The sequence below is a fragment of the Cryobacterium sp. M96 genome (assembly GCF_002929845.1).
Taxonomy (GTDB): domain Bacteria; phylum Actinomycetota; class Actinomycetes; order Actinomycetales; family Microbacteriaceae; genus Cryobacterium; species Cryobacterium sandaracinum.
In genome coordinates, this window is record NZ_PJJS01000054.1 from 309127 (window position 1) to 320331 (window position 11205).

General features: G+C 66.4%; 8 protein-coding genes and 1 pseudogene. 7 read left to right on the plus strand and 2 right to left on the minus strand.

Features of this window, described 5'->3' with window-relative positions; genetic code table 11:
* Nucleotides 1–116: 116 nt before the first annotated feature.
* The 5 genes from CXY79_RS15515 (at nucleotide 117) to CXY79_RS15535 (ending at nucleotide 5736) form a co-directional block, all read left to right on the plus strand.
* Entirely contained in the window at nucleotides 117–1301 is a 1185-nt protein-coding gene (locus CXY79_RS15515) for an acetyl-CoA C-acyltransferase (RefSeq protein WP_104103477.1), read from the plus strand.
* On the plus strand, nucleotides 1302–2048 hold the full coding sequence (locus CXY79_RS15520; RefSeq protein WP_104103479.1) for an enoyl-CoA hydratase/isomerase family protein: 747 nt from the start codon (nucleotides 1302–1304) through the stop codon (nucleotides 2046–2048).
* Complete coding sequence (locus CXY79_RS15525; RefSeq protein WP_104103482.1) at nucleotides 2045–2944, plus strand: 3-hydroxyacyl-CoA dehydrogenase family protein; 900 nt, start codon at nucleotides 2045–2047, stop codon at nucleotides 2942–2944. Before CXY79_RS15520 ends, CXY79_RS15525 begins: the two co-directional genes overlap by 4 nt.
* The gene (gene paaZ / locus CXY79_RS15530; protein WP_104103585.1) at nucleotides 2944–5025 is read left to right on the plus strand and encodes a phenylacetic acid degradation bifunctional protein PaaZ; all 2082 of its coding nucleotides are present in this window, start codon (nucleotides 2944–2946) and stop codon (nucleotides 5023–5025) included. Before CXY79_RS15525 ends, paaZ begins: the two co-directional genes overlap by 1 nt.
* A 306-nt stretch (nucleotides 5026–5331) precedes the next feature.
* A complete protein-coding gene (locus CXY79_RS15535; protein ID WP_198411424.1) occupies nucleotides 5332–5736 on the plus strand; it encodes a VOC family protein in 405 nt (134 codons plus the stop codon).
* Here CXY79_RS15535 and CXY79_RS15540 read toward each other — a convergent pair.
* Nucleotides 5669–6484 (minus strand): metalloregulator ArsR/SmtB family transcription factor, encoded by an 816-nt coding sequence (locus CXY79_RS15540; protein ID WP_233191545.1) that lies wholly within the window; start codon nucleotides 6482–6484, stop codon nucleotides 5669–5671. The genes CXY79_RS15535 and CXY79_RS15540 overlap by 68 nt on opposite strands.
* Nucleotides 6485–6564: 80 nt before the next feature.
* On the opposite strand from CXY79_RS15540, the pseudogene CXY79_RS15545 reads away from it, so the two are divergent.
* Nucleotides 6565–7783 (plus strand): annotated as a pseudogene (locus CXY79_RS15545) (MFS transporter).
* Between the two features lie 234 nt (nucleotides 7784–8017).
* On the opposite strand, the gene CXY79_RS15550 reads toward CXY79_RS15545, so the two are convergent.
* The gene (locus tag CXY79_RS15550; RefSeq protein WP_104103490.1) at nucleotides 8018–10078 is read right to left on the minus strand and encodes a glucose PTS transporter subunit IIA; all 2061 of its coding nucleotides are present in this window, start codon (nucleotides 10076–10078) and stop codon (nucleotides 8018–8020) included.
* 320 nt (nucleotides 10079–10398) lie between these two features.
* On the opposite strand from CXY79_RS15550, the gene CXY79_RS15555 reads away from it, so the two are divergent.
* Nucleotides 10399–10998 (plus strand): GNAT family N-acetyltransferase, encoded by a 600-nt coding sequence (locus tag CXY79_RS15555; RefSeq protein ID WP_198411546.1) that lies wholly within the window; start codon nucleotides 10399–10401, stop codon nucleotides 10996–10998.
* Nucleotides 10999–11205 lie beyond the last annotated feature (207 nt).

An 11205-nucleotide genomic window follows, 5' to 3' on the forward strand; every position in this document is an offset into this window, starting at 1 on the left:
GATGTTTGGGAGGCGGTATGGCGGCCTCCCGTGTTGCCCTGATGGGACTTTCTATGACATTCTTTTACAAAACGAACGGTCAGTTAGTAAACACGGCGATCAAAGGTGATGAAGCCATGCCCGAAGCATTCCTAGTTGATGGTGTTCGAACTCCTATCGGCCGATACGGCGGGGTGCTGGCCGGCATCCGCCCCGACGACCTGGCCGCCATCGTGCTTGCCTCGGTCGTGTCCCGGTCCGGGCTGGATCCCACCCTCCTTGACGAGGTCGTCCTCGGCGCCGCCAACCAGGCCGGCGAGGACAACCGCAACGTCGCCCGCATGGCCGTGCTCCTGGCCGGTCTCCCCGACAGCGTGCCGGGGATCACGGTCAACCGGCTCTGCGCATCCGGCCTGTCCGCCGTGCACCTGGCCGCCAACATGATCAAGGCCGGCGAAGCAGACCTCGTGATCGCCGGCGGCGTCGAATCGATGACCCGCGCACCCTGGGTTCTCGCCAAGCCGGAGAAGGCGTTCGCTAAGCCGGGCGAGATCGTCGACACCTCGATCGGCTGGCGCTTCACGAACCCGCGCCTGCAAGCGCGCGACAAGGCCACCTTCTCCATGTCGGAGACGGCGGAGGAGGTCGCCGCCCTCGACGGCATCAGCCGGGCGGATGCCGACACGTTCGCCCTCCGCTCGCACCGGCTGGCACTCGAGGCGCAACGTGACGGCATCTTCACGCCCGAGATCGTGGGTGTTCCCACCCGCGCCGGACTGATCGAGATCGACGAGGGCCCCCGAGCCGACACCACGCTCGAACGCCTCGCCGGGCTGCGCTCGGTCGTGCGGACGGGCGGCATCGTCACGGCCGGCAACGCCAGCTCCCTGAACGACGGGGCCTCCGCCATCGTTGTGGCGAGCGAGGCGGCCATCGAGCGTCTGGGGCTGACGCCCCGCGCCCGGGTGGTAGGCGGAGCCAGCGCCGGCGTCGCCCCGGAGACCATGGGCCTCGGCCCGGTCCCCGCCACCCAGAAGCTGCTGCACCGCCTGGGACTGACCATCGGTGACGTTGACGCCGTCGAACTCAATGAGGCGTTCGCGACCCAGTCTCTGGCCTGCATCCGCCGGCTCGGCCTCGACCCGGAAATCGTCAACCGGCACGGCGGCGCCATCGCCCTCGGGCACCCGCTCGGGTCGTCCGGGTCCCGTATCCTGATCACCCTGTTGGGGCGCATGGAGCGCGAGGGTGCCCAACGCGGCGTGGCCACCATGTGCGTGGGCGTCGGGCAAGGTTCCTCCCTGCTGGTGGAGCGCGTCTAGATGTCGCGCGAGTTCACGACGCTGCTGGTCGACGAGCGGCCCGACCGGGTGCATGTGCAGCTCGACCGACCGGCCGTGCGCAACGCCATCGACCAGACCATGATCGACGAGTTGCACCTGGTCTGCGCCGACCTCGAGCAGGAACCCCGCATCCTGATCCTGTCCGGCACGAACGGCGTCTTCGCCTCCGGGGCCGATATCGCCCAGTTGCGGGAACGCCGGGCCGAAGACGCCCTGAACGGGATCAACTCGACCCTGTTCGGCCGGATCGCCCGCCTGCCGATGCCCGTGATCGCCGCCATCGACGGCTGGGCGCTCGGCGGCGGGGCCGAGCTGGCCTACGCCGCCGACTTCCGGATCGCCTCCACGACCGCCCGGCTCGGCAATCCGGAGACGGCCCTCGGCATCATCCCGGCGGCCGGAGCGCTGTGGCGGCTGGCCGCGCTGGTCGGCGAACCTGTGGCCAAGGAGATCATCCTGGCCGGGCGCATCCTGAACGCTTCCGAGGCGCTGGCGGTGCACCTGGTCACCGAGGTGCACGAGTCGGACGTGCTGCTCGAGGCAGCGCACGCGCTGGCCGACCGGATCGCCAAGCAGGACCCGTTGGCCACCCAGCTGGCCAAGGAGGTCTTCCATGTTCCCGCCGCGGAGCATCCCGTGGCCGACAACGAGGCCCAGGCGCGCCTGTTCGAGTCCGACCAGAAATTCACCCGCATGACCGCATTCCTGGAGAGGAAGAAGCGATGACGCTCAGCACCGTGTCCGCAAAGGCCCAAGCCGCTCAGTCCGTGCCAGTGCCGCACCAGGTCGGCGTGCTCGGCGGAGGCCGCATGGGCGCCGGCATTGCGCACGCGTTCCTGATGGCCGGGGCCCGTGTCACCGTCGTGGAGCAGGGAGACGACGCGGCTGCCGCCGCCCGCGACCGGGTCCTGACCGCCATCGACAAATCCCTCAGCCGCGGTAGCGTGACCGCGAGCCGCGCCGAGCTCGGCGACCGGCTGACCGTGACAACGGATGCCGCCGCGTTCGCCGGCTCCGGCCTCGTCGTCGAGGCCGTTCCCGAGATCGTGGCGCTGAAGACGCAGGCGCTCCGCCTGGTGGAGGCGCACCTCGCCCCCACCGCCTGGCTGGCGTCCAACACCTCCTCGCTGTCGATCACCGATCTGGCCGAGACGCTGGACCGCCCGGACCGGTTCATTGGACTGCACTTCTTCAACCCGGTGCCGGTCTCGACCCTGATCGAGGTCGTCACGGGGGAGCGCACCGACCCGGAGCTCGCCCGGCTCGCCCAGGACTGGGTGTCCTCGCTCGGGAAGACGCCGATCCTGGTGCGGGACTCGCCCGGCTTCGCCAGCTCCCGCCTCGGCGTCGCGATTGCGCTCGAGGCGATCCGCATGGTCGAGGAGGGCGTGGCCAGCCCCGAGGCCATCGACACGGCCATGGTTCTTGGCTACAAGCATCCGGTCGGGCCTCTCCGCACGACCGACATCGTCGGCCTCGACGTTCGCCTCGGCATCGCCGAACACCTGCACGAAACCCTCGGCGACCGGTTCGCCCCGCCGCAACTGCTACGCGACCTTGTCGCACGCGGTGACCTCGGACGCAAAAGCGGCCGCGGCTTCTTCGATTGGAAGGACGCATGATGACACTTCTCAGCAACGGCACCAGCACTGACACCGGCCCCGACACGAGCTCTGACACGGTCGTTCCCAGCTACGTTCTCGACTCCTGGTGGACCCCGGACACCGATGTGGTCGCCCAGCGTGTCCTCGACGCGAGCACCGGGGCCGAGGTCGCCCGGGTCAGCAGCGACGGGCTCGACCTGGCCGCAGTGGTCGAACACGCCCGCACGGTCGGCCAGGCCTCGCTCGGGGAACTGACCTTCCACCAGCGTGCCATCCTGCTCAAGAAGCTGGGACAGTACCTGGGCGGGGTCAAGGAGGAGCTCTACGCGCTCTCCGCCCGCACCGGCGCCACCCGCTACGACTCGATGGTCGACATCGACGGCGGCATCGGAGTGCTGTTCACGCTGTCCTCCAAGGGCCGGCGCGAGATGCCCAACAGTCAGGTTTACATCGACGGCGACGTCGAGGCGCTCTCCCGCGACGGCTCCTTCAGCGGTCAGCACATCTACACCCGCATTCCCGGAGTCGCCTGCCAGATCAACGCCTTCAACTTCCCGGTCTGGGGCATGCTTGAGAAGCTGGCCCCGGCGTTCATCGCCGGCGTGCCGACGATCGTCAAGCCCGCGACGCCCACCGGGTACCTGACCGAGGCGGTCGTGCGTCACATCCTGGCGTCCGGCATCCTGCCCCTGGGCGCCCTGCAGCTGATCTCCGGCAGCGCCAGGGACCTGATCGACCACCTCGACTACCGCGATCTGGTGGCGTTCACCGGGTCGGCCGGCACCGCCCGCACCCTCAAGTCCCACCCGAACGTGGTCGAGGGCGGCGTGCGCTTCACGAGCGAGACCGATTCGCTCAACGCCGCGATCCTGGGCCCGGACGCCGCGGCCGGCACGGCCGAGTTCGACGCCTACGTCGCCTCCGTAGTGACCGAGATGACCAGCAAGGCCGGTCAGAAGTGCACCAGCATCCGCCGGCTGATCGTGCCGGCGGGCCGCCGCGACCAGGTCGTCGCGGCCGTCTCCGAACGGATGGCCCGCCGCGTCACCCTCGGTGACCCGCGCGCCGAGGGGGTCACCATGGGCCCCCTCGCCAGCACCGGGCAGCGCGACGAGGTGCTCGCCAGCGTCGCCCGCCTGATCGACGGCGGCGGACGCATCGTGATGGGCTCGGCGGACGCCCCGACCGGAACCGACCCGGGCGGCGCCTTCGTCGCCCCCATCCTGCTGGCCTTCCACGACCCGGAGAGCCCGGCCGTGCACGAGATCGAAGCCTTCGGCCCGGTGGCCTCCATCATCGAGTACACCGACCTAGACCACGCCATCGCGCTGGCCGCGCGCGGCGGCGGCTCACTGGTGACGACCGTGGCCACTCACCACCCCGATATCGCGCGTACGCTCGTGCTCGGGATCGCAGCGCACCACGGCCGGGTGCTGATGCTTGACCGGGTCGATGCGCGCAGCAGCACGGGCCACGGATCGCCCGTTCCGCACCTCGTGCACGGCGGACCCGGGCGGGCCGGCGGCAGTGAGGAGCTCGGCGGCATCCGTTCGGTGCTGCACCACATGCAGCGCACGGCTATCCAGGGCTCGCCCGACATGCTGACCGCCATCACGGGGGAGTGGCACGCCGGTGCCGCGGTGCGAACGGGCATCCACCCGTTCCGAAAGTCCCTGGCCGAGTTGCGGGTGGGCGACCAGACCCAGGGCGGACCGCGCGTGGTCACTCTGGCCGACATCACGGCATTCGCCGAGGCCACCGGCGACAAGTTCTACGCGCACACGGACCCCGAGGCGGCGGCGGCGAACCCGTTCTTCCCCGGGATCGTCGCGCACGGCTACCTGCTGGTGTCCTGGGCGGCCGGGTTGTTCGTGGATGCGGCCCCCGGGCCGGTGCTCGCGAACTCCGGGCTGGAGAAGCTGCGGTTCGTCACCCCGGTGTCGCCCGGCGACAGCATCCGGGTCACCCTGACGGCCAAGCGGATCACCCCGCGCGAGACCGAAGAGTACGGCGAGGTCTGCTGGGACGCCGTGCTGCACAACCAGAACGATGAGGTCGTCGCCACCTACGACGTTCTCACCCTGGTCGCCAAGGAGTAACCCCCGGGCACCAGCTGAGAGCGCCACAGGCGGAGCGCCAGGTCGGGTGTCGAACGAATTCGACGGAGATTTTAAGGAATAAGCCGGTTTCCGGGCTGTTTTGGGCCGTTTCGCGCAAAATCTCCGTCGAACTCCCCACGCTGCCGGCGGGGCGCGCGTACGGTGCGCGGTCGCTGTCGACGGCACAAGCGCGATCGGGCAGGCCTTCGATGCCGCACCGGAGCGCATTTCCCTGACTCGGTAGGTCTGCGGGTGAGCAGAGCATGACACCATGACTACGTGACTTCCGGGACAGATCCAGCGTTGGTGCCTGAACTTCTGGTGCGGGATCTTGAAGCCAGCATCGAGTTCTGGTGCGACTTGTGCGGATTCACGATTCGCTACGACCGCCCCGATGACGGCTTCGCTTACATCATGCGGGGATCCGCGCACGTGATGCTGGAACGGGCGGGAGCCGGCAGGAACTGGATCACGGGTCCCCTTGAGGTGCCGCAGGGTCGCGGCGTGAACTTTCAGGTGGCCGTGCCCGACGTCGATCCGATCCTGTCGGCCTTGCGAGCGGCGGGCGTTTCACTGTTCATGGCGCCCGAGACGAAGTGGTATCGCGTCGACGACGAGGAAGCCGGTGTGCGCCAGTTCCTGGTCACCGATCCGGACGGCTACCTGATTCGGTTCCAAAGCCCACTCGGCCGCCGGCCGGTAGTCCGGTAGTCCGACAGGCCGGTAGTTCGACGGATGTGCGCCCGGCGGCCGCCTCGGCGGACATCGGCAGATTCGCCAGTCGCCATTCCAACATCCCCTCGTTTAATCGCGTTGCGCGTCGGCCGCTCCGGCGCAGCACGGCCATGGCCTCGTAGGCAAGCACGCAGTACTTGCCGCGGCAGTAGGCGACAACCTCGCGGTCCGTCGACAGTTCACTGAGCCGATCGCTGAGTTCCTCGAGGGGGATGGAGAGGGCGCCGGGAATGTGCGCAGCGTTATATTCCTGCCGTGGCCGCACATCCAGCACGGTGATAGTCCCGGCCGTCGCGCGTGCGAGAAGCTCTTCCCTGGTGATTTCCTCGTGCGTATCGTCGCCCGCCGCTTCGGAGTCATCGAGACCCAGATAGGCGATCCGGATGGATTCGACGTCTGCGAGATGGGTCTGCGCGACGCTGCGCACCAGGCTGTAGAGCCGGGCGACGTCATCCCCGGCGAGTCGGTAGTGAATCCGGGTGCCCTCCCGGCGAGTGCTGACCAGACCCGCATGTTTGAGGGTTTGCAGGTGGGCGGATGCGCTTGTCAGACCCAGGCCGGCCGCGTTCGCCAACGATTCCACCGTGCGTTCGCCCTGGGCGAGCAGGTCGACCAGCTCAAGGCGCTTGCCGCTGCCCAGCGCCTTGCCGACGCGGGCAAACTGCTCGAACAGCGCCGATTTCTTTTCTCGATCGCCCATCTTTTTCCTCTCGGTTCCCTTCACACAAGTATCATCTAATAATCAATGGTTTTCTGGAATAGAATTCGGGCCCGTGCAGCGGCTCCCTCGCTGGAGAACGGACTATGAGTCAGACCCCGAACGCCGCAGACCAACCCAAAGGCGTGCGTCGCGGCATCGTCCTGGGCCTCCGGCAGAACTTCCCCCAGTTCCTGTTGCTCGTCGCGGTCAACGCGCTGGTCGGCGGCACGCTCGGCCAGGAACGCACTGTGCTGCCGCTGCTGGCGGACGAGGTCTTTCAGCTCGACCGTTATACGGGCGCGCTGACCTTCATCCTCGCCTTCGGCTTCGCCAAGGCCGGCACCAACTATTTCGCCGGCACCTTCTCAGACCGCTACGGCCGAAAGCCGGTGCTGGTCGCAGGCTGGCTGATCGCCATCCCCGTTCCGATCCTGCTCATCCTGGGCCCGACCTGGGGCTGGATCGTCGCCGCCAACGTGATCCTCGGGATCAGCCAGGGACTGACCTGGTCGACCACCGTGGTCATGAAAATGGACCTCGTCGGCCCGAGCCGCCGCGGCCTGGCCATGGGCTTCAACGAGGCGGCCGGGTACCTCGGAGTCGCCGCGACGGCACTGGCCACCGGCTACATCGCGGGCGAATACGGGCTTCGTCCTGGCCCGTTCCTGCTCGGCGCGGTCTTCATCGCTCTGGGCCTCGGTCTGTCGGTTATCTTCGTGCGCGAAACCCATCAGCACGCCAAAGTCGAGGCCGTCAACCACCTGTCTGTTCACGCCCACGCCGGCTCCCTCAGCAATCGGGAGGTGTTCACCCTCACCAGTTTCCGGGACCGGTCGCTGTCTTCGATCAGCCAGGCCGGGATGGTCAACAACCTCAACGACGGCCTCGCCTGGGGGCTCTTCCCCATTCTGTTCGCCGCCGCCGGACTCAGTATCGAATGCATCGGCATCCTGGCCGCCGTCTACCCGGCGGTTTGGGGAGCCGGGCAGCTCATCACCGGAGGGCTCTCCGATCGGATCGGCCGCAAAGGTCTGGCTGACCGCAGCCATCCTGCTCGGCGCCGACACCGCCATGGTCTACCCGACGCTGCTCGCCGCGATCGGCGACGTCGCCCACCCCGAGTGGAGGGCCCGCTCGGTGGGTGCGTACCGGCTGTGGCGTGACGGAGGCTTCGCCGTTGGCGCGTTACTGTCCGGGCTGCTCGCCGACGCCTTCGGTATTCCTACGGCGGTCGCCGTGGTCGCGGCGCTGACCGCGGCATCCGGACTCGTCGTGGCCTTGCGCATGCGCGGAGACGACCATCTCCGTACCCGCAGCCGATGAGCCGTGCCCTTCGCTCCTGCGCACGCACCAACGGTGAACCCACGATGAGGCTCGCGGTCTCCTGAGTGCCGAATTGCTCGTTCGTTGACCAAATTGTCGATTCCGTCGACGTACTGGCCGATGAACGGTCGTTTTCTGGTCGGTGGAACGAGGATGGTCTCCCGCCGGGTTATGTCAGCGGCAGGAAAAAAGGTGGGCAGAAAATTCTCTGCCCACCTTTTGACCTGAGGTGTCTTATTTGGCGGTGACCGTGATGAGAGGGCTTCCGACCTCCACGTGGCCAGACGCTGCCTGGTCGACCGATCCGAACTTCTTGGGGTTCGTCACGAGCACCGGGGTGACCAGCGAGTAGCCGGCATCCTCGATCACCTTGCGGTCGAAGGTCACCAGCGGGGTGCCTGCCTCAACGCGGTCGCCCGCGGCCACCTTGACCTCGAAGCCCTTGCCGCCAAGGTTCACGGTGTCGATACCCACGTGAATGAGCATTTCAACACCGCTGTCGAGTCGCAGCCCGAAGGCGTGACCGGTCGCCTGAGCGACGAGAACCTTGCCTGCTCCAGGGGCGTACACGGTGTCCTCGGTCGGATCGATTCCCACGCCTAGACCGACGATTCCCTTGCTGAACACAGGGTCCGGCACGTCCGTCAGTGGAACGACGATACCGGCGATGGGCGAACCAATCGTGGCCAGGACCGTGGCGGTGGCGGTTGCGGTTGCGGTGGCGGTTCCGGTGCCTGTTCCTGAGCCTGACGCACCGGCAACAACCGGGGTTGCGATGTCAGAGTCGGTTGCAGCATCGTCGCTCGCTACGGTTTCCGCAGCCAGAGCCTCGGCGAATTCCGCCTTCTGCTCCGGCGTCTTATAGCCGGAGAGGATCACGAGGATCATCGCGGTGAAGAACGACGCGGTAATGGCGCCCGCGTACAGGGGAATGTTGTCGAACGCGGGGATGGTCAACAGCGAGGTGAAGACGAATGCGCTGGTCTTCACGCCGCCGCCGAGGCCGAGGATGACGCCGCCGACGAGGCAGCCCACGAGCATCCGTGGGTAGATGCGCTTGAACCGAAGGTGGATGCCATAGAGCGAGGGTTCAGAAATACCACCTAGCAGGCCGGCCGCGAGCGCGCCCGTTGCGGTCTGCTTCATCTGACGGTCCTTTTCGCGGATGGACAAAAACAGCACGCCGGCAGTTGCACCGAAGCACGCGAAGTTCCACGCACCCATGGGGCCCTGGATGAAGTCATAGCCGAGGGACTGGATGTTGAGCAGCATGATTGCGTTCAGCGGCCAGTGCAGGCCGAGCGGAACCATGAACGGGTAGGCCAGCGGGATGACGACAGCGAAGATGAACGGCGAGAAGTCGTTGATCGACTTGAGGAAGTTACCGAGTGCGGCGCCGCCGTACACGCCCATGGGGCCGATCAGGAAGGCGGTCAGCGGGATCATGATGAGCATGCAGAGGAACGGCACGAAGATCAGCTGAACGCTGGACGGAATGATCTTCTTCAGATACTTGGTCAGCAACCCGAGAACGACCGCCATGATCAGCGGCGGGAACACCTGCGAGCTGTAGTCGGTGACGGTCAGAGGCAGTCCGAAGATCTGCACGACTGCAGCCTTGCCGCCGAAGACGGTCTCTGCTCCGTCGGTGAGTCCCAGCGCGTTGAAGCCGGGGAGCATGACGACGGCCATGATGCCGAAGCCGACCCAGGGGTCAGCGCCGAGCCGCTTGGAGGCGTTGTAGGCGACCATCAGCGGAAGGAAGACGAAAACGCCCTGCCACATCAGGTTGATGAACGCCCAGGACGGGTCGAGGGTGACGCCTGGTGCGTTCCACGACGGGATGACCCCGAGGGTTGCCATCAGAGCCATGAACGTGATGAACAGGGATGCGCCGAGCAGCGCACCCAGGATCGGGCGGAAGGAGTCGGACAGGATCTCGAAGAACGTGTCCAGCCCGGAGAACTTTCCGCGCGGGCCCTTCGCGCGTTCCGCGGCCTTCACATTGGCGATGGTATCGCCGGTGCCGTGGTCGCCCGCATGCTTCTTCATTGCGGGAAGCGCCATAATGTCGTTGTATACGGTATCAACGGCTCCGCCGACGACGATCTGGTAGCGATCGCCGGCCTGCGGAACAGCGCCGAGAACCAGAGGCAACGCTTCGACGGCCGCTTGGTCAATCCCCGATGCATCCTTCAGCGTGAAACGTAGCCGGGTGGCACAGTGGGTGAGGCCGACGATGTTTTCGGCCCCTCCGATACTTTCAATAATGTCTGCAGCGGGTTTCGATGCCACCTTGGACTCCTTCTGGTGTTGATGCGGAACTTAATGATTCCGCTTGTTACGGCTCAGCGCGAACCACGCTGGCTGGCTGAAGACCGTAATGGTCTCCACGCATCGTTAGCAACGATAACGGTTTTTTGGACACACTTAAGCATAAGGACAACGCCGGCCGTGCGCGGAAGGAATTATGCCGTCGCGAGTCAGCGATGAGTCGGTACCATCGCGGGATGGGGAATCACGAAACACATCCGCCGTCGCGAGCAGTCTTGTCCACACCAATTGAAGACCTGTGGCCACCTTTCGGGCTGAAAATCACTTGCGGCCCCGTTACGTTGTCTCCCGTTCGCGACGCTGACCTACCCGAACTCGATGCGCTCGCTGCGGCAGGCATCCACGCGCCGACGGAGATGCCGTTCTTCTTCCCGTGGACCGTAGGTTCCCCGGGCGAGATCCGGTTGCGACTCATGCAATACCACTGGGCACAACGAGCCGAGATGTCGCCGGCGGCCTGGTCGCTCGAGACCACGGTTCGCTTCGACGGTGAGATCGTCGGTTGCCAGAGCATCTCAACCAGGGACTACCTCGTCACGAGAACGGGGGAGACGGGCTCCTGGCTCGGCATGAAGCACCACGGCCGCGGGATCGGTACGCTCATGCGTCAGGCTCTCTGCGCATTCATGTTCGATCACCTGGACGCCGCCGAGGTCACCTCAGCGGCATTCGTTGACAATCCCGCGTCCCTCGCGGTGTCGAGAAAGGTCGGTTACCGGGAGAACGGAATCGGTCGCCTGAAGAGGCGCGACGGCGAGATGGTCTTGAACCAGAAGCTGGTTCTGACTGCCGACACCCTGAACCGCGCCGAGCCCGAACTGAAAGTCGAGGGCGCACTGCAGCTCCGGGACTTCCTTGGCCTGAATGGTCGCGATCAATGATCAGGGCTTCTTCCTCCACAATCAGGGCCTGATCGGGTTATCCACAGGGTGCGTGTAGGTGGGCGGATTCCGCGGGTAATGTCGGTGGGTGCCCGTAGCGTGTGTGTCATGAAGCCCTCATTTATTGAAGAGCAAGAGGCTCTCGGGGAGCATTTCGAGGCGATCGCGGAGGCCGAACTGGCCATCGCCGTGGCGTTCGCCCGGCGG

What these genes read in the sequence shown, in the direction of transcription:
- CXY79_RS15520 (WP_104103479.1), top strand. Translation starts at nt 1,302, where the DNA reads ATGTCGCGCGAGTTCACGACGCTGCTGGTCGACGAGCGGCCCGACCGG.
- CXY79_RS15525 (WP_104103482.1), top strand. Translation starts at nt 2,045, where the DNA reads ATGACGCTCAGCACCGTGTCCGCAAAGGCCCAAGCCGCTCAGTCCGTG.
- paaZ (WP_104103585.1), top strand. Translation starts at nt 2,944, where the DNA reads ATGACACTTCTCAGCAACGGCACCAGCACTGACACCGGCCCCGACACG.
- CXY79_RS15515 (WP_104103477.1), top strand. Translation starts at nt 117, where the DNA reads ATGCCCGAAGCATTCCTAGTTGATGGTGTTCGAACTCCTATCGGCCGA.